The organism is Kosmotoga sp. DU53 (assembly GCF_001639905.1).
Taxonomy (GTDB): domain Bacteria; phylum Thermotogota; class Thermotogae; order Petrotogales; family Kosmotogaceae; genus Kosmotoga; species Kosmotoga olearia.
In genome coordinates, this window is the sequence record NZ_JGCK01000015.1 from 13,283 (window position 1) to 35,864 (window position 22,582).

At 39.7% G+C, this 22,582-nt stretch carries 22 protein-coding genes; 16 read left to right on the forward strand and 6 right to left on the reverse strand.

Features of this window, described 5'->3' with window-relative positions; all coding sequences use genetic code 11:
* Positions 1-22: 22 nt before the first annotated feature.
* The 6 genes from DU53_RS02025 to DU53_RS02050 all read left to right on the forward strand — a co-directional run bounded on the left by DU53_RS02025 (position 23) and on the right by DU53_RS02050 (position 6,182).
* Positions 23-964 carry a MoxR family ATPase gene (locus DU53_RS02025; protein WP_012744938.1) on the forward strand — a complete coding sequence of 314 codons (942 nt, stop codon included), beginning with the start codon at positions 23-25 and terminating at the stop codon, positions 962-964.
* On the forward strand, positions 957-2,246 hold the full coding sequence (locus DU53_RS02030; protein WP_063727175.1) for a DUF58 domain-containing protein: 1,290 nt from the start codon (positions 957-959) through the stop codon (positions 2,244-2,246). The genes DU53_RS02025 and DU53_RS02030 overlap by 8 nt, the downstream gene beginning before the upstream one ends.
* Complete coding sequence (locus DU53_RS02035) at positions 2,227-3,660, forward strand: hypothetical protein (protein WP_012744940.1); 1,434 nt, start codon at positions 2,227-2,229, stop codon at positions 3,658-3,660. Before DU53_RS02030 ends, DU53_RS02035 begins: the two co-directional genes overlap by 20 nt.
* A gap of 97 nt (positions 3,661-3,757) precedes the next feature.
* Positions 3,758-4,072, forward strand: a complete 315-nt coding sequence (locus DU53_RS12375) for a 1-acyl-sn-glycerol-3-phosphate acyltransferase (RefSeq protein ID WP_063727178.1) — start codon at positions 3,758-3,760, stop codon at positions 4,070-4,072.
* A gap of 150 nt (positions 4,073-4,222) precedes the next feature.
* Positions 4,223-4,870 carry a hypothetical protein gene (locus tag DU53_RS12380; protein WP_201029973.1) on the forward strand — a complete coding sequence of 216 codons (648 nt, stop codon included), beginning with the start codon at positions 4,223-4,225 and terminating at the stop codon, positions 4,868-4,870.
* Positions 4,848-6,182: a membrane protein gene (locus DU53_RS02050; RefSeq protein WP_012744941.1), complete on the forward strand. Its 1,335-nt coding sequence runs from the start codon at positions 4,848-4,850 to the stop codon at positions 6,180-6,182. The genes DU53_RS12380 and DU53_RS02050 overlap by 23 nt, the downstream gene beginning before the upstream one ends.
* A gap of 77 nt (positions 6,183-6,259) precedes the next feature.
* Here the strand turns inward: DU53_RS02050 and DU53_RS02055 are convergent, their stop codons facing one another.
* From DU53_RS02055 to DU53_RS02070, 4 genes are all read right to left on the reverse strand, one after another.
* Positions 6,260-6,763 carry a TraR/DksA C4-type zinc finger protein gene (locus DU53_RS02055; protein WP_012744942.1) on the reverse strand — a complete coding sequence of 168 codons (504 nt, stop codon included), beginning with the start codon at positions 6,761-6,763 and terminating at the stop codon, positions 6,260-6,262.
* Between the two features lie 46 nt (positions 6,764-6,809).
* Positions 6,810-7,688, reverse strand: coding sequence for a DegV family protein (locus DU53_RS02060; protein WP_012744943.1), 879 nt, complete (start codon positions 7,686-7,688; stop codon positions 6,810-6,812).
* Between the two features lie 164 nt (positions 7,689-7,852).
* Entirely contained in the window at positions 7,853-8,374 is a 522-nt protein-coding gene (locus tag DU53_RS02065) for a chromate transporter (protein ID WP_012744944.1), read from the reverse strand.
* A complete protein-coding gene (locus DU53_RS02070; RefSeq protein WP_012744945.1) occupies positions 8,371-8,901 on the reverse strand; it encodes a chromate transporter in 531 nt (176 codons plus the stop codon). Before DU53_RS02070 ends, DU53_RS02065 begins: the two co-directional genes overlap by 4 nt.
* Positions 8,902-8,983: 82 nt before the next feature.
* Between DU53_RS02070 and DU53_RS02075 the strand changes: the two genes are divergently transcribed.
* From DU53_RS02075 to DU53_RS02110, 8 genes are all read left to right on the forward strand, one after another.
* On the forward strand, positions 8,984-9,598 hold the full coding sequence (locus tag DU53_RS02075; protein WP_012744946.1) for a PRC-barrel domain-containing protein: 615 nt from the start codon (positions 8,984-8,986) through the stop codon (positions 9,596-9,598).
* Between the two features lie 115 nt (positions 9,599-9,713).
* The gene (locus DU53_RS02080; protein WP_148207968.1) at positions 9,714-10,148 is read left to right on the forward strand and encodes a hypothetical protein; all 435 of its coding nucleotides are present in this window, start codon (positions 9,714-9,716) and stop codon (positions 10,146-10,148) included.
* Between the two features lie 26 nt (positions 10,149-10,174).
* The gene (locus tag DU53_RS02085) at positions 10,175-10,864 is read left to right on the forward strand and encodes an ABC transporter ATP-binding protein (RefSeq protein ID WP_041288621.1); all 690 of its coding nucleotides are present in this window, start codon (positions 10,175-10,177) and stop codon (positions 10,862-10,864) included.
* A gap of 6 nt (positions 10,865-10,870) precedes the next feature.
* A complete protein-coding gene (locus tag DU53_RS02090; protein WP_012744949.1) occupies positions 10,871-13,897 on the forward strand; it encodes an FtsX-like permease family protein in 3,027 nt (1,008 codons plus the stop codon).
* A 36-nt stretch (positions 13,898-13,933) separates the two neighbouring features.
* The gene (locus DU53_RS02095) at positions 13,934-15,079 is read left to right on the forward strand and encodes a SpoIIE family protein phosphatase (protein ID WP_012744950.1); all 1,146 of its coding nucleotides are present in this window, start codon (positions 13,934-13,936) and stop codon (positions 15,077-15,079) included.
* A 35-nt stretch (positions 15,080-15,114) separates the two neighbouring features.
* A complete protein-coding gene (locus tag DU53_RS02100; protein ID WP_063727180.1) occupies positions 15,115-15,474 on the forward strand; it encodes an STAS domain-containing protein in 360 nt (119 codons plus the stop codon).
* Complete coding sequence (locus DU53_RS02105) at positions 15,467-15,778, forward strand: STAS domain-containing protein (protein ID WP_063727182.1); 312 nt, start codon at positions 15,467-15,469, stop codon at positions 15,776-15,778. The genes DU53_RS02100 and DU53_RS02105 overlap by 8 nt, the downstream gene beginning before the upstream one ends.
* Positions 15,765-16,169, forward strand: a complete 405-nt coding sequence (locus DU53_RS02110) for an ATP-binding protein (RefSeq protein ID WP_012744953.1) — start codon at positions 15,765-15,767, stop codon at positions 16,167-16,169. Before DU53_RS02105 ends, DU53_RS02110 begins: the two co-directional genes overlap by 14 nt.
* Here DU53_RS02110 and DU53_RS02115 read toward each other — a convergent pair.
* Positions 16,152-19,028, reverse strand: a complete 2,877-nt coding sequence (locus DU53_RS02115) for a response regulator (RefSeq protein WP_063727184.1) — start codon at positions 19,026-19,028, stop codon at positions 16,152-16,154. The two genes, DU53_RS02110 and DU53_RS02115, sit on opposite strands and share 18 nt — an antisense overlap.
* 219 nt (positions 19,029-19,247) lie before the next feature.
* On the opposite strand from DU53_RS02115, the gene DU53_RS02120 reads away from it, so the two are divergent.
* Both DU53_RS02120 and DU53_RS02125 read left to right on the forward strand, forming a co-directional pair.
* The gene (locus tag DU53_RS02120) at positions 19,248-19,451 is read left to right on the forward strand and encodes a hypothetical protein (RefSeq protein ID WP_063727186.1); all 204 of its coding nucleotides are present in this window, start codon (positions 19,248-19,250) and stop codon (positions 19,449-19,451) included.
* 250 nt (positions 19,452-19,701) lie between these two features.
* Positions 19,702-20,232: a cob(I)yrinic acid a,c-diamide adenosyltransferase gene (locus tag DU53_RS02125; RefSeq protein ID WP_063727188.1), complete on the forward strand. Its 531-nt coding sequence runs from the start codon at positions 19,702-19,704 to the stop codon at positions 20,230-20,232.
* Positions 20,233-20,256: 24 nt separating this feature from the next.
* Here the strand turns inward: DU53_RS02125 and DU53_RS02130 are convergent, their stop codons facing one another.
* Positions 20,257-22,281 (reverse strand): urocanate hydratase, encoded by a 2,025-nt coding sequence (locus tag DU53_RS02130; RefSeq protein WP_063727190.1) that lies wholly within the window; start codon positions 22,279-22,281, stop codon positions 20,257-20,259.
* Between the last annotated feature and the right edge of the window lie 301 nt (positions 22,282-22,582).

Sequence of the window (22,582 nt, forward strand, 5' to 3'; positions counted from 1 at the left end):
TTGAAAAAAGAGGGGGAGAATAATGCAGGTAAAAAAATTCGGCGAAAAAGTGTTGAAAAATATAGCTAAAGTAATCATTGGAAAAGACAACGTTATAGAAAAAACACTCGCAGTTATGATAAGCGGTGGTCACGTTCTTTTGAACGATGTTCCAGGTGTTGGAAAAACCATGCTGGCAAGGAGTCTTGCAATTTCGCTTGGTCTTGAATTCAAACGAATACAATGTACCCCGGATCTCCTGCCAACCGACATAACCGGATTAAATGTCCTGGATATGCGAACAAAAGAATTCGTTTTCAGGCCAGGTCCAATTTTCACAGATATTTTGCTGGCCGATGAAGTAAACAGAACCACCCCAAGAACCCAATCGGCACTCCTTGAAGCAATGGCAGAAAAACAGGTTACCATAGATGGTAAAACCTATCCTTTGAACGATTGTTTTTTTGTTATTGCAACCCAGAACCCGGTAGAATTTGAGGGAACATTTTCGCTGCCGGAAGCCCAACTCGATAGATTCTCAATCTGCTTATCCATGGGTTATCCCGATAAAGAACAGGAAATAAAAATGCTTGAAGGAATGCAAAAAGTACATCCTATTGAATCAATAAAACCAGTCACTGAGGCCTCAGAACTTACAAAAGTTCGAGAACTGGTGAAAAATGTTCGGATCGACCCATCGATATTGGAATATATTACAACTGTTGTAGAAAACACTAGAAAACATCCGGATTTACTCTTGGGTTCAAGTCCAAGAGGAAGCATTGCTTTGATGAATATTTCTCGAGGATTGGCAGCCCTTTCCGGAAGGAATTTTGTGATTCCTGATGATGTTAAGAAAATAGCTGTAGATGTTCTTTCGCACAGAATAATGCTGAAACCTGAAGCACGTCTCATGAAACGCACACCCGAAGAAATCATCCATGAGATCCTCAACACGGTTGAGGTGCCGCTGATAAATGACTGAACTGAAACCAACGAAGCTAATTTCTTCATCTTCTAACGTTGTTATTATGACCATTATTGCCCTTATATGGTTAACTTTGCAGGTTAATGGTTTTTCTTTGCTATTTGCGGCTTTCGTAGCAATTCTCTGGGTTGAATTCTTCATGAGCCGATTCCTGCTCAAAAATTTAACGGTCAAAAGAAAAATTCAAAGGAACAGGGCTTTCATCGATCAAAAGATAAAAATAGATTATACGATTCACAACAAATCCCCGATAAAACTCATTGTCTGGTTTTTGCCAATGGTTGAATCTGCTTCCAGCGCTTCGAAAATAAGGAAGAAAAAATTGATCTTGAAGCCTCGCGAAGAGGCAAAAATAAGTTCACACATCTATTTCGGGAAACGGGGAATAAAGGACGTCTCAAAATGTTTATTGAGTTATCCTGATCCCCTGGGCTTCTTCAAACACTGGATTACCTATGAAGCTCCGGAAGAGATTCTTGTACTTCCAAGTTTGATGGAATTCGAGAACTTTCCGCTCAGATTGCGAGAACTTTTGCCAGGTTTGAAGAGTGATTTCAAACTGATGGAAGACATGACCTATATGAAAGGGATCAGAGAATATTCCGGAGATCCCCTAAACAAAATACACTGGAAAATTTCCGCAAAAATGAACTCACTTTACGTGAAAGAATTCAATTATACTGCAATCAGTAGAACACATTTATATCTCGATCTGAATCTTTCAAAAGAAGTTTTCGCCCGGGACGTATGGGGCAGAATTCGGGAATTTTACGAAGAACAGGCGATCCTGGCAGCCTCATCGTTGATTCACTGGAGCGCGAAAATCGGACACAAAATAGATTTGACAGTTGTAGGGAAAAAAGTGCTTAGAAGTACCGGAAGTTTCAGCAATGATTGGGTAAAAACAGTGGAACTTCTCGCTATTTCTGAAGGGACCAATACCGGCCCAGAATTATCCGATGTACTATCAACGGATGTGGAGAAGTTAACCCCGGCTACTACCGTTGTGCTCTTCTCTATGTATCTGACTGATTCCATCCTTCCTGTCTTGTTGAAAGCAAGGGCTAGATGTTCCAGAGTTATCGTGATCCTGATGCCTTATGGATTCAGGGATCCACGTTACAAGCCAGCACGATCTTACGAACTTCTTCCTATTGACATGAGAGATCTAAAAGAAAAAGCGGCTGCTCTTGAGGAAGAACAGATAATCGTGCGAATATTGCGAGACAACCAATCACTCCAAGAGGTGGTAATGGAAATTGAGCAGCAGAGTGTTTAAAAAAACTATTGTCATGGTGTATGCGATATTTCTGAGTATTTATCTCTTCAGTGGAGAGTTCTCATTGACCTCTACAATAACGTTAACAGGGATAATAGTTCTTATTGCTTTGCAATCGCTATCCCGGATGGGGTGTAGTATTTTCCTCTCGGTTCCCTTTTCCATCATTGCCATGGTCATTTTCACAACAGGGGCAGAAAAACTCCCTGCAAAAGAGTCCTTGGCTTTTATCATGATGTTCGCTGCCATTGTTCTGATTATTTCTGAAAAACTTATCAGTTCAGGGTTGGGAGTTTTCCTTCTTGGTATAGCCTTGGCGATTAATCCCATTTTGGGTGTTCCCATGGACATCGTGGCTTTTTTGTTGGTACTTCTTGGATGGCTTCTGATACATTCTCAAGAAATCCCTTTACGTATTCTAATCCTTCTAGTACTCGCTTCATCAACAATTATACTGTTTACCGAGAATCTCGAAATCAGCCCAACTGCCAAGCTTTTAGAGGTACTCAATACGACAAACACTGCCACAGCTGTAGAAGGACACCTTACCAATAACCATCAAATTCCCATTTCAAGCAAAACCGGAAACTCGATCGATATCGAACATCCGGTCAATGCTCCAGAAATATTGAATGCACATAAAAGCTTTGAGGATAAACTATCCGATTTCGTGGTATTGCTGCTTTTGATTGTTGGGGCAAGCACAATGCTGGTTCTTTATGCGAGAGCCACTCGCATCAAAGGCTTCTGGAACTCCTTAATAATTGGTGCCGTCGTATTTGTACTGGTCCTCTCGTTAGCAATCATGGGTTTTATGTATTTAAGAGAACAACCAGATAAGCCTGTTTTCGGAGCAGCTGTTCCGAACGAACAACCAGGATATACAGGAGCACCATCAGCAAACCTTAATTCACAGCCCATCGAGAAAGACAATAAAGAAAAGGGAATTGAAGATACCGTACCATTAATCGGAATAACTCTAAGATCTTTCCTCACAATCGGCACCGTTATTGTAGGTGTTGTATTTGCAATATTGCTCTTTTCCTTTTTAATCAGAATATTGAAAGAAAAGAAAGAGAAAGAGCAGCCAGAAGAAGCTCCGGAAGAAATCCCTGAAGGAATCATACTATATCCCCTGGATGAAGTTCCGGCTTTCTCGCCAACTGTTAATTACATCCTTGGAGCCTACTGGTGGCTTCGAAGAAAGTACTATTCCGGGTTTCATCACCTTACACCTTACGAACTACTCGAAAAAGAAAAAGAAAGCGATTTTGAAAAAAACCTCAAACTGGTCACAGAATTGTACGTTTTGGTTAAATATGCAGGAAGAAAACCTTTGCACAGAGACCTTGAGAGTTTCCACAAAAACCTCTTAAAGATCGTCAATGCACTTTCAGAGAACAAAGAGATGTAAGAAAAAACAGTTTTCTGAACATTATGATGCCGAAGAATAATTCAATGTTAGAATGATATTGATAAAAAAGTTTCCCATCTCAATAAGGAGGGGTTTGGTGACTGAAAAGCTACCCGGTGATACATGGCTTTGGCGCCTCGCAAAACGATTTCTCACAAAAAGCTTCATAAAAAAATATAACCTGTGTGTTCAAGGAGTGGATAAAATACCAAAGCCACCCTTTTTGATCATAGGTAATCACACTCACTTTCTCGACCCGCTTTTTATCAATGCTATTCTTGATTACCCCATCGTTTGGGTAGCTGCAAGGGGAACTTTTCAAGCCTGGTGGGCAGGCCCAATCCTAAAAGCTTCTGGTGCAATAGCAAAACAAAAAGGCGTCCCGGATATGAATACTATAAGACAAATATAGGCCACTTTAAGGAAAAGCGGTATAGTCGGTATTTTCCCTGAAGGCTCGGTCACATGGAACGGTAACTTCGGAGAACTACCAAAAGGGACAAATAAACTTCTTGAAAAGGTAAAGGTCCCTACTCTAGCCACAAAGATCCATGGTGGCTATTTGTCAAAGCCGCGTTGGGCAGATTATGCGAGGAAAGGAAAAATCGAGATAGAATTAGCTATCTTTGAAGATGAAAGAGCTATCGACTTCATAAGTGATTCTGAATGGGACTGGCAGGAAAAAAAGAAAATAAAGTTTATTGGCAAAAATAAAGCTGAAGGGATTGAAAGGGTCATATGGTTCTGCCCAAAATGTCAAACATTCAAATCAATCAAGGCAAAAGGAGATAAAGCAAAGTGCACCAAATGCGGATATGAACTGATAGTGGATGAATATGGATATGTAAACAATTCTCGTTTGGATTTTCTTATGGCTGAACAAGAAAGAATCTTGTATGAATACATCAAAGAAAATGGTGGATTGATAAACCTGGAGTACGGAAAGATAGTGGAAAGAGACAGAAAATCCGCCAGAATCGTAAAAAAAGCTTCAGGTGGGGTTAGTATAACGAAAAAAGCTCTTTCCATCGGTAACAATATCTATCCTTTAGAAAAAATCAGAGGACTAACAACATTCCTCAAAAGGGTCAACGAATTCATTTTTGAAGACAGCGTCGTACGACTCACCACGAATCATTCATCACTTTTAATATACAAAACTGTAAAATTACTTAAGGAGGGGGATTATGTACTGGTCGATGATAGATAATTTCATTTATATCTCTATCTTTTTTGCTATTGCCATAATCTTAAAAAGATTCCTACCGTTTTTAAGAAAGTTCATCATTCCTAACGCTATCCTCGCGGGATTTATCGGATTAATCCTTGGGCCAAATCTATTTAAGGTTGTTCCCCTGGATTACGAAAAACTCGGACAGACCATATATCATCTGATGGGTATAGGTTTCATAAGTCTTGCACTAAGAAAAACGAAAAGCCGTAAAACCAGGAGCACCATGAATGCCGGATTTATAATTGTTTCCACATATCTTTTTCAAGGGATCATCGGTATGATCATGGCATATGGATTCAACCTCTTCAACAAAAATGTATCCCCTATAATTGGTCTTCTATTGCCCCTTGGTTTTGGCCAGGGGCCAGGTCAGGCGTTCTCAATTGGCTCACAATGGGAAAAGCTTGGATTGTTGAACGGCTCTTCCATTGGACTCGCAGTGGCAGCAGCAGGATTCACGTGGGCGACTATTGGCGGCATAATATTCTTAAATATATTTGCCCATGGTAACCACAAAAAACCCCGCGTGAAGGTCATCGAGAAAAAGGTTCTTGAAGTTAAAGACTACGAATTTTCCGATATGGATGGAATGACCATACAACTCGTAATCATAGGCGGTATTTATTTCGCGGTTATGGTTTTTCTGACACTTCTTGAAAAAGTTCTCGCACCGCTCGGAGCTCTCGGCGAAACCTTCGCAACGGTCATGTGGGGATTTCATTTTGTCTTTGGCGCAATATTTGCCATGTTGTTTAGAAAGATATACGACAAACTTCATGAAAAGGGAATTACCAGTGAAAACTATCTCAATAATTTCATTCTGCAGAGGATTGCCGGAGGCGTCTTTGATTTCATGGTTGCCGCATCGATAAGCGCTGTCGTTTACGCTAAGATAAGTACCGTCTTTTTCCCGCTCTTTGTTATAACCTTCCTTGGCGGTATATTTACCTACATTTACATTTCTTATGTTGTGAAAAAAACCATGAAAGACTATATTGTCGAGAACACTCTGGCATTTTTTGGTATGCTCACCGGTACGATTTCCACAGGTATGGCGCTTCTCAGAGAGGTCGATCCTGCCCTTGAAACAGGAACAGCCGAAAATCTCGTCTTCGGGAGTGGATTTTCTATCTTTGTAGGAATACCAATGATCGCGGTGTTAAATGTTCCTGCTTTTGCGCTTAGAACAGGAAACAGTGTTTACTTTTTGTACACACTTTTGACCATGCTCGCGTATGGATTTTTCCTGTACATAGTGTGGTTTCGAAGATTTTCAAAAAGCACGTAATATAGCCATGTTTCTTAGATAATTTCGGGTATTTTTCGGGCAGATATTTCGCGTGAAGGAACTTTTGACAATGCTCATTATTTTCTATGATGATGCTCTATGAATGAAGTATCTTCTACCAGAACAGGTGTACCACTCATAGAAACTATCAGGAGTTTCTCGTCATCTATGAAGCTGATAGTATTGTAAAAAACTTTTACACCAAGTACAACATTTGCACCAACTATTCCAGCCTGGATCTTGAGGTCTTCCATTAGCTGAAGTTTGAAGGTATCTATGTCATAGGTAAGAGAAACAACTTTTATAGGAGAGTCTTTTTCACCGTACAATCTAAACTTTTCCGGATTTATTGAAACAAGTACTTCAGAGGAGATAGCCTGGAAGTAAGCAGTGATTTCTACGGGTATTGTCTCAACAGACAGAAGAATTACATCGGGAACTCCAAACTCTGCTGACCAACCTTTGTTTTTTGTTTTATTCCCTAAGTTTGCAGCACATTCAAGACAGTAAATAGCACCATCTATTTTTATTGCTTCACCCCGAGGAACGATTTTTCCACAGGAAGAACACGTTCGAGCCATATTTAAACCTCCTAAATTATTCTACCATCCAATCCCAAACAAACCATTACTCCGAAAGAGGTTCACCATATGCAGCGCAACCAAAAAGTTCCGGACCACTATGACATGCAAGAACTGGGGGCAAATAAATATGGATAAATTCTGGAACTTCCTCAAGAAAATCGCTAAGCTTCTTTTCAAGTATTGCTTTTAGCTCCAGCGCATACTCTTTCATTCGACTATGTCCCCACCCTATTGCGAGTATATTATTCTTTCTCCGATTTCTCAAATGTTCAACAATATCGTCGGTCATTTTCTTCATCACAAGTTTCGTACTGCGTGCTTTGTGAAATGGAATTATACTGCCTGTTTTATCTATTCCAAGAATAGGCTTTATCTTTAAAAGAGCTCCAATAAGACCTTCAATTTTAGTGAGTCTTCCCCCTTTTATCAGATATTCAAGATTAAAAACTGTAAAACGAACACACACGTTTTTACTGAAGTCTTTAAGGATATCAATTATTTCCTTCACAGATTTCCCCTTTTCGAGAAGTTTGATAGCTCTCATTACAGCAAATCCGCCACCAATGGATATTTGCCTCGTGTCAAAGAAATGCACCTTCAGTCCTTTGATCTGAGACGCTACAAGCTTGATGGCATTGGGCACACTCGTTAATTCAGGAGAAACGTGGAAAAAAAGCAACTCATCATAACCATCGGATTTAATCCTCTCATAAAACTCTTCAATAACCTTCAATGAAGGTGCCGAGGTTTTCAATACAACTCCAGGATGAAACTTTCTGTAAAACTCTTCAGAGGTTATATCTACACCATCAAGGTACATTTTCCCGTCTATGTAAACAGGAATAGGAAGTATGTAAACTCCCTTTTTCTTCGCGATATTTTCCGGTATATCCAGCACTCTATCTATTGCTATAGCAAGCAACTCAATCCCCCATACAACTTAGAGTGTCAGAATAAGACTTTTCAAAAAGCTTCAGAGAAAAGCAATCAAGAGAACACGTTGTCACCTTATTAATCGCGGATAACTAACAACTATCAACCAGGAACTAAAAACTATTATTATTTTATTCTATCAAAAATACCCTGTCAGTTTAAAAATTCCAAACCAACTCCAATCAACCCGGATATCAAAACAATCCATATGACAGATAATCTGTATCTTACCTTTAGCCATATCACAAAAACCAACAAGCTCAAACTATATAAATCAGTAATTGAACTCATTCCTATTCTAAAAGTCACCGAGATGATGAGCGCAATTACTGCAAATCGCAAAGCCTCGAGAACCCTTGAAATATCCGACTTTTTTGCCACAATACCTAAAGCTCCTGTTATAAGAAAAACCCAAAAAAGACTTGGCAAAACAACACCAGCGGTAGCTACAAAAGAACCTGGAAGCCCATATAATCTGTATCCTATAAATGTCGCTGTGTTGATCGCTATTGGACCCGGCGTCATCTGAGAAATGGATAGCAAATCCAAAAAAGCATCGTGGTCGATCCAACTGTGAACAACAACTACCTCATCCTGAATCAACCCAAGAGCACCGTATCCCCCTCCAAAAGCCAAAAAACCTATCTTGAGAAAAGTAAGAAAGAGCTCGATCATCTTTTTCCTCCATGAAAGATATAAATCAAAGCGCCACATAAAAGGAGTCCCCAAAACGATGGAAGCTGAAAGATGACAATGGCAAATGCAAATACAGCTATTGTCACAAGGGTTTTAATCTGTTTCGTGCTTTCTTTTATAAGACTAAAAGAAAGTATTATAAGTGCCGCGGTGATTCCAATTCTTACCCCTTTCAAAAATCCCGAAAACACAGGAGTACTTACGAACTCCGTAAATATCATGGCAATTAGAAGAATAACCAAAAAAGGAGGAACGACAACCCCAAGCAACGATCCAATTGAACCCGGGATCCCGGCTATCCTCTTGCCAATTATCAGGGATAGGTTAACCGCTATTGCTCCTGGAACCGATTGAGCACGGACAACAGCGTCAAGAAATTCGGAGTCACTTATCAAGCCACGCTTAACCACAAGTTGTTCCCTTATAACGGGAATCATGGCGTAGCCGCCGCCCACCGTTAACAGGCTTATTTTCGAAAATGTCAGGAACAATCCAAATGCATTCATCTTTTCACTCCCTACTGAATATTTTACATGATACGCTTTTAATCGTCTCTTCCATGTTAGAATTTATTAAGGGGGTGAAAAGATGGAAACCAGATTGCGCTGGGGAGCTAAAGTAATATCTTCCGACGGAAAAAACCTTGGGAGGCTTACAAGGGTTGTAGTCCATCCTGTTAATAACGAAGTGACCCACATAGTTATTGAAAAAGGCATGTTTAACAGAAAAGCCAAGCTTGTTCCGATAAATTCCATATATTTTGCCGCTCCTGACGAAATTCGCTTGCGGGTAAAAGCCAGTGAAGTAGAAAAACTTCAAGATTTTGAGGAAATCTATTTCATTACAGGCGAAGGAGCAGAAGGAAGAGTAACACCAGTTTACTGGTTGAGACCTGTAGGAGATTACGCTGAGTTATATCCCCTGCCATCATTCAGCGTATCAAGCAACATATCCGAGGACTCCACCGCTATTGAACCCGGAGCTTTAATTATAACAGCAGAAGACAAAGAAGCCGGGCGGGTCAGAAGCATTCTTTTAGATGAAACGGGACACATAACTCATCTTGTTATTGAAATAAGCAGTCAAGGAAAAAAGAAAGAGAAGCTTCTTCCCATAGACTGGGTTACTGAAATCGAACAATCATCCGTAAAAGTATCAGCATCCTACATTATGCTGGAAAAACTGCCAGATAAGGATGAATAAACGGTTTCTTTTTATATATTATCTTGCGTGTATGGCTCTGTTATACGGGCTGAGTGTTTCTTTACATTCGTTATTAGTTTCCCTACTCCCGTTAGGTCTGATCTTCGCTTACATATTGATCACAAAAAGAACGAAAAAACTCTCGAGAAGTTTGAAATTCGAAGATTTTTTCAGTGGAGACATAATTACTCTTTCAACAATTGAAAAAGAGCTTTGCGATATAAAGGAAATTACAGCGCAGACAGAAGAATTTCAGCGATTAAAAAGACATATAAATTTACTTCTGAAACAGCTGAAAAACGGTATAAAATTCCAGAGGTGGCTCTATTATGCTTCTGTCTTGATAGCACCTCTGTTTCCTGTTGTAAGCACCGTTTTCATGTTTTTCTTTAAAAGCCAACGCTGGATTATAACAGTCGTATCTGGGTACATTGCCATGTTTTTGTTGCTAATCATCGTGGTTTCCGGTTCTGATAATTTGCTAAAAAACCTCGAAAAAATAGAAAAAGAGCTCAAAGATCTATTGCGTAAATATAAAAATGAAAATTAGTGGAACAAGAAATAGAGGTGATCTTTTTGGCATTCGTCAAAGCTCAGGATCTGGTTAAAATATACAAAAACGGGGAAATTGAATATCGAGCACTCAATGGTGTATCTTTCGAAATCAACGAGGGAGAAATTCTCTCTATTTTAGGTCCTTCGGGCTGTGGTAAAAGTACCCTTTTGAATTGTCTTTCCGGTATAGATGATCCAACCTCAGGAAAAGTTTTCGTTGATGGTGTCAATTTACATGCCCTGTCCGACAACGAAAAAACACGTTTCAGAGCACTCAAAATGGGGTTTATATTTCAATTCTATAATCTCATTCCTGTTTTAACAGCACTTGAAAACGTTGAACTTACCATGCTTGCTATCGGCGCTGAAAACAAATCAGCACGAAGAGCCGCTATGGAAGCACTCGAACAGATTGGAATGAAAGATAGGGTTGACTATTTACCTTCCCAATTGAGTGGTGGTGAAAGGCAGAGAGTCGCCATTGCCAGAGCCCTCGTTCATAAACCAAAAATAGTGTGGGCAGATGAACCCACCGGCGCACTCGACAGCAAAACAGGCGCTGAAATAATGGAACTGATTAAACATTTGAATGAAGAATTCAACCAAACCTTCGTCATTGTAACACACGACGATAGAGTGGCAAGTTACTCAGAAAGGATCCTTCACATGGATAGCGGAAAGATAATCTCAATCGAAAAACGCCAGGGATGATGATAGATGTTGATCAAAACGCTTACCTTTGCCGTTATTTTTGGAAGTAGCTGGGTAATTCTTTCAATGCTCCGCAACAGGATTATTCTGAAAATAAGTTTCAAAAATATCTTTAGAAGGAAGGCTGAAGCCCTTCTTATAATCGCTGGTTCACTTATAGGAACGGCTCTTATAGTAGGCTCCATGTCGATGAACGACTCGTTTCAAAAGTTTCTCTATTCTCGAGTTGAAGAGCAGTTGGGTGAAATCGATGAAGTTATCACTTTGAGACAAATCAATGGAACCGCTCCACCTTTCTTCACTTTGAATGACGTTAGCGATCTCATTAAAAGATTAAAGCACTCTGAATACGTTGATGAAGTACTACCCATCCTGAGAAAAGAGGTTAGCTGCGGCTCAATAGGAACGGTTCGTTCGTTAGAACCCGGAGCAGCAGCAAACGCCAATCTTATAGGCGTGGACTTCGCTCAATTGTCTCAATTTGGCTATGCTAAAGGAGTTTTCGATACAAATATCCCTGAAGAGCTGGATGGAGACATCCCTGTTGTAATCAATGAAACCTTAGCAGAGAAACTGAATCTCGGAGAAGGAGATGTTTTCGAGATACTCCCTGATCCGAGTTATAAACTTCTGGTGTGGTTGAAGTTACCAAAGGTTAGAGTTTATAAGATAGTTGAAGGTAAGGGAATTGTCAACTATTCTGGCACAAACCTTTCAAACGATACAGGAAAACTCTTTCTCTCAATAGAAAACGCCAGGAAAATTCTGGGTATAAAAGTTCCAGACAGCTATAACGAAATACTCGTATCCAATACAGGAGACTATCTTTCCGGTGAAAAATTCAGCAGCAGAATCGAGGAAATAGTTAGAGTCTGGGACAAAGATAAAAAATTTGAAGTTGCTAAAGTAAAGAGTGAAGCAATAGAAGCAGCATCAGGAAACAACATAGGATTGGTATTCTTCGCGTTGAGTTTCTTTGCAATCATAGCTGGAATACTGTTATTATCAAACATCTACATGATGCTTGCCCAGGAAAGAAAAAGCGAACTTGGAACCTTGAGAGCTCTGGGTTATACAAGGTCAAAAACATCGAAGGTTATCGTTTACGAAGGTTTTTTGTATTCTTTGCTTTCCTCCATTGTAGGATTACCCGTAGGTGTGGGAATATCATACTTTATTCTTTCTAAATTCGTAAATCTCTTCACGGATCTATCCACCATGGTACCAACCGAAAGGGCCGGACAAGCTCTCAATACATTTCAGAGCTCTTTTACTTTTTACGTAAAACCCCAGACGCTCTTCTATGGCTTTTTCCTTGGCTTGATAATTCCTATGATGGTTGTTCTCTGGACCGGTCGAAGAATCTCTCGAATGAACATAGTAAATGCTATTCGTGGTATTCCAGAAGAAATAACTCAACGTACGAAATACTTATTCAAGGTTTTTGTTGTATTCTCGCTGTTTGCTGGTGTTGTAATTGTGATGAGTGGCTACCTATCAGGCAGTGGAACAGCTTTTCTTAGTGGAACAACTCTCTTACTACTTTTGTTTCCTTATGTTTTGAATATAAGAGACAAAAGACTCATAGAAAGCATAACCAGCGTAGCCGTAATCGTTCTGGTAATGTTTAGCGATTACATTCCTTTCATCACTGAAGAGAGCGCAACCTCCGTCCCGTTGATCATTACCAAAGGATTCTCCATCCTCTTTTCCGGAATATTGCTTGTTGTTTACAACCTGAAAACCTTCGAAATTGTTCTATCACGATTATTTCACGGTACAGGAAAGAAAGCTGCGGTATTGAAAATATCAACAGCTTTCCCGGCAAGGAACAGAACCAGAACGGGGTTGACAATTGCAATGTACGCACTCGTTATTTACATAATAACGCTGGTCTCGATCCTCCCATATTCTCAGGAACAGAACTTAAAAAGAAGCAAAGATACCATGTTCATAGGCTTTGACTGCGCTGTTTTTTCTACGATCGGTAACCTGAATTTAAAAGCTTCCGAACTTTCTGAAATGAAACAGGTAACAACGGCTGTAGAGTTATCCCGTTTGAATATAATTGTCAACAAACAGGCGCAAACAGAAAGCTACAGGGCAGATCTTTACATTTTCGACGATGGATTTATAACAAAAGCTGAATTTAAGCTGAATGATATTGAAGTAATTCCGGAACTCAAAAAGAAATTCAATAGTAGCACAGATCTATGGAATTATCTTAAAGAACACCCAACCGATATAGTCGTTTCAAAATCCGCACTTCCTGGATTGACCCCCGGCGATATCATTGAGATTTTCACCGACAGTACTCCCGTGTTCTCAAGACCACCGAGACACTCAGAGATTGGAACAAAAATCACGGAAACCGGTAAAAAAATTCTGGAAGCAAGAGTTGTTGCTACCCTTCCTGAGAATGATATTAACTTCTTTAATGGGCTCTTCCTCTATCATGGAAATCTATCGTTATCAGATGAAACCGACGGATCAAAGATCATACTCATGAATGTGGCTGGTAGTTCTAAGGAGGAAAAGAAATCAAATTTCTACACATTGAAAAAATTGTTGGGAGCAAACATCTTTATATTTTACGTTGATGATATGATAGAACTAATTACCACAGCTATAAGTGGAATAATAGATATTTTAAGGTCGTTCCTCTATTTCGGGATGATTGTTGGAATCGTTGGAGTTTCTATACTCATGTTCAAAGCCCTTTACGAGCGAAAGAGGTTGATCGGAATGTTGAAAGCCATAGGCTTTACCAAAAAAATGGTTTTCGATGCCTTCATGATAGAAACAAGTTTCATTGTTATTCTGGGTATTTTGCTTGGTTTCACGACAGGAACATTGACCAGCATAGAGATCTTTAACTCTGTGTTATCTGGGTCTATGGAGATGTCTGTACCGTGGGGATACATGGCCATTTTATCCATCATCTTTTATGTCATATCACTCATCTCTACCATTATTCCTAGCTATCTTGCTTCTAAACTCACTCCAGCAGAAGCGTTACGCTATTTTGAATGAACTCACAACTGTTTCGACGCATTTAGGAGGGGGAAAATGAAGAGGGTGCTCGTTATTGACGACGATCGAACAGTAAGAATGTTGCTCAAAGTGATTCTCAAAAAAGCAGGATATGATGTTGTTGAGTGTGCAAATGGAAAAACCTCTTTAAAAAAGGCTGAAAGTTTCAAACCCGATTTGATTCTTCTTGACCTGATGTTACCGGATATAAATGGACTTCAGCTCCTTGAAACCTTCACATCCAAAGAGAATCTAAAAGATGTTCCCATAATAGTACTAACGGGTTCAACAGATGAAGAGAACAAACTAACCGCATTGAGAAGCGGTGCGGTGGATTTTATTACCAAACCTTTTCTTTCGGAAGAGGTTTTGCTACGTGTTCGTACACAACTTAGAATCCATAGCCTTATACACTCTTTACAGGAGGCGGTTGAAAAACTACAGGACGACGTCGCTGCAGCTGCGAAGATTCAGAAAGCATTGGTCCCGGTTTCCACTCCACAGGGGTTTAGAGACAGGGTTAATTGGATATACGAACCTTCGTACAATGTGGGAGGAGACATCTTTGATTTCATCAAACTTAATGACGAAAAAGAACTTATATATCTTGCAGATGTTGCTGGACATGGGGTCAAAGCGGCAATGCTCTCGGTAATCTTTCACAGATTTGTTGAGGATTATGTAGAAAACATAAAAAACCAGGGTGAAAAACTGGAACTTTCTAAGCTCATAAGAGCTCTGGAAGATAATTTCAAATTTGACAAGTTCGATCTGTTTATCACAACCGTAGCCGTGGTTATTGATAGGAAAAACATGAGGATCGAAATCGGAAATGCTGGTCATCCATCTCCATTCTTTATGAAAAAAAAGGACAGGAAGACTTTTTTTGTAAACGATCCGGTTGAAAGCATGCTGGGCCTGGGACTCGTCGAAGGTAAAACGAAGGTTTTAGAAATAAACAGAGGCGACAGAATATACCTCTTTACCGATGGTGTCATAGAAGTTGTAAATTCCTCAGGAACACAATTCGGCTTAGAAAATCTTAAAAAAAACCTGGAAAAAAACATTTGGTCCAAACTTGAAGAAAGCGTTAAAGATCTCTTTAATGAAGTTAAAACCTATAAAAATGGCGAGCATTTCGAGGACGATGTTACTATAATAGGTATAGAATTCACCGGCTGAATGTTTTCAATTAAAAAAAAAACAGGGGGGATATCGTGTTTTCTTTTAAGGTTGTAGATGAGAAATTCGCCATCATAAGCGTTGAAGAAAGGTCACGTATCACCGGCAAGATCCCTGCGGAGTTCAAAAAATGGTTCGAATCCAAAAAACTGGATACCTACAAAGCGGTCATTCTGGATGGTAGAAATATAGAATTCGTTGATAGCATGGGCATTGCTTCTTTCATAAGCCTTTACAAGATTCTCAGCCAAAAAAACATTCCTTTTGCTGTTTGCGGATTAAACAGCGAGGTAAGAAATCTTTTCAAACTTCTCAAACTCGACAAGATATTTGTTATGGATTGCAATTCACCTGAAGACTTTATGAAAAACTTAGGGGATGATTCTCATGATTAAAGAGCTGGTTATCGACCAGGATAGATTCACAGCGTCTTCCAGCAGTGAGTTGCTTTCAACCATCGAAAAATTGACAGATTTCGATATTCTTGCCCTGAACATGAAAAACGTGCAATTAATAGACTCCTCCGGCGTGGCCACGCTTCTTATTTTGAGAAGAAAGCTCGAATTCAAGGGTAAACGATTTGTGATTCTTTCGCCCACACCCAACGTTAAAAGGGTATTTATGATAATGGGAATAAACAAGGTTCTGGAAATCGTTGACAATCTCAGTGAAGTGAGCGATAACCGTGAAAAGAAATAAGTGGTCCTTTGAAATAAAGGCTTCTTTGGAAGCAGTCGACGCGCTTGCCTCTCAGATATTCAGGATGGTTGCTTCCGAAAAAAGCAACGAACTAGGGTTTAAGGTGGGCCTTATAATTATAGAGGTGTGCAGCAACATAGTAAGGCATGGTTACAACAAAAAAAACGACGAAAAGATATACATCGATCTGGAATATCTTGATGAAAGTGTTTTATTAACCATAACCGACAATGCTCCTCCTTTTAACCCTCTTATCGCACGCCCCCCTGACCTCAACGATATCAATTCGCTGGAAAAAGGCGGAATGGGCATATACCTGATCAAACAATTTGCCCAACAAATAAATTATAAATTCAAAGACAATCAAAATATTCTAACTATTCTGGTCTGAACCCCAGATTTGATCAATTAGTTTCTCAAGCTCACTTATCAGTTGAAGGATCTTATCTTTTTTCTTTGCTTTGGCGGCATTCTGCAATTTCACACCTATTTCTGATACCTCAACCACACTGTACATCTTACCAGAACCTTTTAAACTGTGGCCTTCCCGATCGATAGCCTCGAAATCTTCCTTCAGGCTCAACTCTTTAAGCTGCATTATACTTTCCCTGAGATAATTTTCATACTCTTCAAACATCTCACGCGCTTCTTCAAGGGTTAATCCCATGTTTGTCGAGAGTTCCTGAATGCGTTTTTCAATATCATTTCTCGGATTTTTAGGAGGTTCTCCTATCTTCTCCTCTGCTTTCCCAGTCTTTTGATCAGGTGTTTGAACAGGTTCAAATCTGGTTGTTTCTAATTCTTCTTGAATTCTAAGAAAATATACAATCGCATCTATCAGTTCCTTTTGTTTTACCGGTTTTCCAAGGTAACCATCACAACCGGCTTCAAGTGATTTAGCTTCATCTCCTCTCAATGTATGAGCTGTTAAGGCGATCACAGGTACCTTAAGTCCCTTTTCTCGTATCTTCCTGGTAGCGGTATAACCATCCATGACAGGCATCTGCATATCCATGATTATCAATGAATAAGTTTTCTCTTTGATTTTTTCAAGGGCTTCTTTGCCATTCCCTGCAACGTCCACTTTGAACCCAACTTTTTCAAGCATTTTCTTAATCAGCACCTGATTAGCTTTATTATCTTCGACAACCAGTATTTCTTTACCAGAAAACTCGTGTACAGGATACAGATCTTCCTTCAAATATCTTGAAATAATCTCTATCAATTTCTTTTCTGAAATTGGTCTCGTTAATACTTCAAATCCTTCAATATTTTCTCTGGCGTCTTTAGCCACCAACACTACAGGCGTCTCGGATTTTTTTACGGTGTCAAGAATCGATAGATCGTTCTCAGAAATCCTATCAAGATCCACTATAACCAGCATGTATTTTGCTTCCTTGCATAAAAGTGGGAGCATAGATATATTTAGAGTCGTTCTGTGTTTGATGTTATACCGTGAAAGAAGCGAAGCGATATTTTCAAAAAAGTTTTTATCTTTGCCTGCAATTAAAACAACCTTGTTGGTGTCTTCCTTTTTGTTTATAACTTTTTCTATTTCCTCTTTCGATGGAAGTTTCGTTGGAAGTGAGACAACGACTTTTGTCCCTTTGCCCATATGACTTTCGATATATAATTTACCGTTCATAAGATCAACGAGCTTCTTTGTAATAGCAAGACCGAGTCCCGTACCACCATACTTTCTCGACATTGTTCCATCCAGCTGCGTAAACGGTTCAAAAATCTTATCAAGTTTTTCCTCGGGAATCCCTATCCCTGTATCGTTAACAATGTACGTGATCTTCCCTTCTTTATAATTAGCCTGTATGGTTATATATCCTTGCGAGGTAAACTTGATACCATTTGACACGAGATTTGTCAAAATTTGTTTGATTCTGAAAGCATCGCCAACAACATATTCAGGAACATTATTATCTAGACTATAAGCAAGATGTAAACCCTTAGAGTAAGCCATAGGAAGATACGTTTCAACAAGCTCTTTCAACAAATTTCGGGGGCTATATATTTCTTCGTATATCTGCATTTTTCCAGATTCAATCTTCGAAAGATCCAGAACGTCATTTATAAGACTCAGTAGATGTTCTCCGCTTCGGTATATTGTTACAAGGTGTTTCCGCTTTTCTTCATTAGTTTCCTCATTGAGAAGAAGCTCTGTAAACCCGAGGATAGCATTCATCGGCGTTCGCATTTCATGAGACATATTGGCCAAAAATTCTGATTTCATACGACTTGCTTGTCTGTCTTCTGCTGTTGCTTTCCTCAACAATTCATTTGATTTCCTGAGCTTTTCGAGAGTCATTTCAATGAATTCCATTGTTTTATTAAGTTCCATAGATATTTTTCCGAGCTCATCATTAGATTTAAACTCCACACGCTCAAAAGAACCGTCACGGATCGATGTAAATCCAGACAGTATTGAGTCCAGAGCCGTAGATATATAACGGTTCAAAGACCACGAAAAAACCAAAGAGAAAAAAACGACCCCCACGACGATAAGAAACATTATTGGAATAAGCCTGTTGACAAGTTGAACAAGTAGTGTTTCTGACTGCAGGACAAAAACTTTAACACCAGCAATATCTACCGAATCCGTAAGATACACTTGTCCCCATCCAAATATGGATAAGATCCCTCTCGGCTGGCTAACAACAAAAGGACGCGAAGTTGCCTCTTTACTTTGCTGGATGACCGAACGTACGTAAATACCCGTTTGGATAAACTCTTGAGGGACTATATAATGATCATTATAACTAATAAAAACCGTTGCATCTTCACCAAGGTATTTGGATAAGCTTCCAATCAATTCTCCGTCAAAAATACTGCCAATTATTGCCTGCTTATTTGGTGTTTCAAATACCATCAAATATACTGGTTCACTATTAAGTAAAACAACCTTTGAACCTGATTGAACCAAACGTGCGATTTCATCAAATCCAACTCCAATTAAATTTTTAACTATATTAACCCTTCCGTCCCCTTCGAGTTCAATAAGCAAATCGATATCATCGTCAACAATACCGGTCTCTATATATACCTCATAAAGCTGTTTATACTCATTTCTCAATTCAGCAAACCATTTGTACACATTCTGCTTTTTGATCTCCAAATAACGTGTATATTCATCTCTAGCAGAATGGGAAAGCGAAAGCGAGAAAGCGATGACCACTACAATTAAAACTGAAAGAACAAAAATAAAAAATTCCAACGAAACTTTATTGCTGAGCTTTTTCATCACCTTCACTCCTAACGAAGACTTTCTATTTTTAAATGTTTGAAAACCTCTATATTCTTTCAATCTTCAAAAACAAAAGGTTTACCCGAAAAACATTGAGTATTGCAAAAATCAATCAAACGACACAGTACAATTTTATCATCCCAAAGGTGTTATCAAAAATCAGATAAATATAAGATTTCAAGAAAATGATAAAATAAACTCAGGGAGGTGCTAAAAGTGACGGAATTTCTTGCGATAATTGGAGCACTATTTCTTTTGTATATTGCTATAAGAGCCTTTCCAGTTTTGGTTGGCGTAGTTGTTGGTATCGGTGTTCTCCTGTTGATTGTTTTCTTGATTATTGGACTCACTTTCTTACTGCTTCCGCTTTTGGGAATAATCGCCTTGATCGTACTCGTCGCAAAACTGTTTGCTGTATGAGGATTCAAATAAAAAACGTTGTTGGTTGTACGTTGTGCGTTGTACGTCTCTTTTCTAAACCCAAGATCCGACCTTTGCTTTTTCCGTCATAGGCACTAATCACCGGCGTAGCCGCTCGTACCAACTGCGAAGCAGTTCGTGACAACTCTTGAAGAGTTCGCAACAACCGTTCTTTGGTTCGAGTCGAGCGTTCTTTCTCGGACTCTCGTTTCTCGGACTCTCGATTTTTGGCTCCAAAGGAGGAATACCTATGAGTATAACCACAGGTGGAGGAGATAAAGGTGAAACCAGCCTCTGGTCTGGCGAAAGGGTATCTAAAGATGATTTACGTGTCGAAGCATACGGAACGATAGATGAATTGAATTCACATATCGGTGAAGCCAGGCATTACTGTAAATCAAAAGAAACCAAGGAACTTCTTTTAAGAATTCAAAATGACCTTTTCAAAGTGGCGGGGCAACTGGCTTCTAAAGGTAAATTATTCATCGAACCAGTAACTGAAACCAATGTTCAATGGCTAACAGAAAAAGTGCACCACTATGAAAAAATCATCAAATTAAAAGGTTTCGTTATCCCGGGAACGACAATTCAATCTGCAAAATTAGATATATGCCGAACAGTAGCAAGAAGAGCAGAAAGAAGAATTGTCAGTCTGTATAAGACTGAAAAGATTGCCAATGAACTTTTGAAATATATGAACAGATTATCGGATTTCCTATTCATTTTGGCTCGCTTTGAGGAGCACCTTGAAGGAAAACTCATGTACAAAAACGATGTGTAAAACCGGGGCTTAAGCCCCGGTTATTTAAATATCGAGTTTATCGGTAAGTTTGTCAATAAGTTCATCATCTACAAGATAGGGAAGAGTTATGTGATCTTCGCCTACATTTTTCTTATTATACTCTATTGCGGTTTCGATCGAGTGTTCATTTCTCGCCCAGGCTCTTCTAGACACACCACTCATAACATCCCATGCGACAGCAGTCTTTATTACTTCGTCAACCCTTCTACTACCATCAAGCACAAGGCCGAACCCTCCGTTGATAGCCTTTCCAATACCGACTCCACCACCGTTATGAAGTGCTACGAGCGTCATTCCTCTTGCAGCATTCCCGGCGAAACAGTGGGTAGCCATGTCCGCCATTATGTTGCTTCCATCCTTTATATTCGAGGTTTCCCTGAATGGGGAATCCGTACCACCCGTGTCATGGTGATCCCTTCCTATCATGATTGGTCCTACTTCTCCGCGCCTTACCATCTCATTAAACCTAAGAGCTATTCGAATTCTCCCTTCAGCATCAGAATAAAGAATCCTAGCCTGGGTGCCAACTACTAACTTATTTTTCTCAGCATCTCTTATCCAGATGTAATTATCCCTGTCTTGCCCTCGTCTTGTTGGATCTATACACTCCATAGCAGCTTTATCGGTTTTTACGAGATCCTCATGCTTGCCACTGAGACACACCCATCTGAAAGGACCGTAACCGTAGTCAAAAAGCATGGGCCCCATGATATCCTCTACATAAGAAGGGAAAATAAAGCCTTCGCTAGTATCGACACCATTTTTGGCTATCTCTTTGACACCAGCGTCGAAAACGGCCTTCATGAAACTGTTGCCATAATCGAAGAAATACGTTCCCCGTTCTACCAGAGTCTTAATGAGCTCAAAATGCTTTCTGAGAGATCTATTTACTAGTTCTTTGAATTTCTGTTTGTTTGTTCTAAGAAGTTCTGTTCTCTCTTCAAAAGTAATGCCCTGAGGACAGTATCCACCATCGTAAGCAGCATGACAGGAAGTTTGGTCGGACAACAGATCGATGTGAATGTTGTTATCCACAGCGTACTGAAGGAGATCAACCACGTTTCCGTAATAAGCAATGGCTATGCTCTTTCCGTCTTTCTTGTACTCGAGAGCAGTCTTAAAGACCTCATCGAGATCATCAAGAACCACATCAATCCATCCCTGTTCAAGTCTCGTCTGTATTCTTGAATAATCAACCTCGGCGATTATTCCAACTCCATTGGCAATTCTCACAGCTTTACCCTGAGCACCACTCATTCCACCCAATCCAGAAGAAACAAAAAGATTACCCCTCAAGTCACCATCATCGGGTACACCAAGTTTCAGCCTTCCTGCATTCAAAATAGTATTGAACGTTCCATGTACGATTCCCTGAGGGCCGATGTACATCCAGCCGCCGGCGGTCATCTGCCCGTAGTTGGCCACACCAAGTGCTTGCGCTCTTATCCAGTTTTCCTGGTTGTCGAACATCCCCACCATAAGCGCATTGGTAATGATAACCCTTGGAGCATTTCTTGAAGATTTGAAAAGCCCCAGAGGATGTCCAGACATTACCACAAGCGTTTGCTCTTCCGTCATAACTTCAAGATATTTCTTCGTAAGCTGGTATTGTATCCAGTTTTGAAACACCTGACCTGTCTCACCGTATGTAACCAGTTCATAAGGATAGAGCGCGACATCGAAATCCAGATTGTTGTCGATCATAACCTGAAGGGCTTTCCCCTCCAGAGTCTTTCCTTTGTACTCATACACAGGTTTTCCCTTTATAGGACCTTTAGGGCGGAACCGGTAACCGTAAATTCTCCCTCTGGTGAGCAGTTCGTTAAGAAATTCGGGTGCCAATTTCTCATGAAGTTCCTCGGGAATATATCGCAGAGCATTTTTCAGCGCTAGCTTTATCTCTTTTTTGTTCAATGTTAATTCTCTTTTTGGCGCTCTCCTTATCCCTGGTAGGAACTCCGGATCAGGCGGTAGAACCGGATCGAGCTTGATAGTCATAGCTTGTGAAATATCAAAATTTGAAATCATAGAAACCTCCCCCGATTTGTAAGAATTTTATTATTGAACATTTTACATACAATATAATTTTATCACTTCGCGTTATCTCAAAAAATTGATATTAAAAATCAGCATTACTGATTGATATCGACGTCCTCTATCACTAATTGAACCTGAAAACTACCAGCCAGTAACCGAAACAAACGTTTTTCGTTTTCGTTTTTTAGTCTTAAGATTAAAACTATAATTCCCATTTTTTGATAGCAAACAGTGCATGTTAAAATATAAAAGCGTCGTCCGCACCACAATCCTCTATGAAATGTCCCCTTCA

What these genes read in the sequence shown, in the direction of transcription:
- DU53_RS02025 (WP_012744938.1), top strand. Translation starts at nt 23, where the DNA reads ATGCAGGTAAAAAAATTCGGCGAAAAAGTGTTGAAAAATATAGCTAAA.
- DU53_RS02030 (WP_063727175.1), top strand. Translation starts at nt 957, where the DNA reads ATGACTGAACTGAAACCAACGAAGCTAATTTCTTCATCTTCTAACGTT.
- DU53_RS02050 (WP_012744941.1), top strand. Translation starts at nt 4,848, where the DNA reads ATGTACTGGTCGATGATAGATAATTTCATTTATATCTCTATCTTTTTT.
- DU53_RS02055 (WP_012744942.1), bottom strand. Translation starts at nt 6,763, where the DNA reads ATGGCTCGAACGTGTTCTTCCTGTGGAAAAATCGTTCCTCGGGGTGAA.
- DU53_RS02065 (WP_012744944.1), bottom strand. Translation starts at nt 8,374, where the DNA reads ATGATCGAGCTCTTTCTTACTTTTCTCAAGATAGGTTTTTTGGCTTTT.
- DU53_RS02070 (WP_012744945.1), bottom strand. Translation starts at nt 8,901, where the DNA reads ATGAATGCATTTGGATTGTTCCTGACATTTTCGAAAATAAGCCTGTTA.
- DU53_RS02075 (WP_012744946.1), top strand. Translation starts at nt 8,984, where the DNA reads ATGGAAACCAGATTGCGCTGGGGAGCTAAAGTAATATCTTCCGACGGA.
- DU53_RS02090 (WP_012744949.1), top strand. Translation starts at nt 10,871, where the DNA reads ATGTTGATCAAAACGCTTACCTTTGCCGTTATTTTTGGAAGTAGCTGG.
- DU53_RS02095 (WP_012744950.1), top strand. Translation starts at nt 13,934, where the DNA reads ATGAAGAGGGTGCTCGTTATTGACGACGATCGAACAGTAAGAATGTTG.
- DU53_RS02105 (WP_063727182.1), top strand. Translation starts at nt 15,467, where the DNA reads ATGATTAAAGAGCTGGTTATCGACCAGGATAGATTCACAGCGTCTTCC.
- DU53_RS02115 (WP_063727184.1), bottom strand. Translation starts at nt 19,028, where the DNA reads ATGAAAAAGCTCAGCAATAAAGTTTCGTTGGAATTTTTTATTTTTGTT.
- DU53_RS02125 (WP_063727188.1), top strand. Translation starts at nt 19,702, where the DNA reads ATGAGTATAACCACAGGTGGAGGAGATAAAGGTGAAACCAGCCTCTGG.
- DU53_RS02130 (WP_063727190.1), bottom strand. Translation starts at nt 22,281, where the DNA reads ATGATTTCAAATTTTGATATTTCACAAGCTATGACTATCAAGCTCGAT.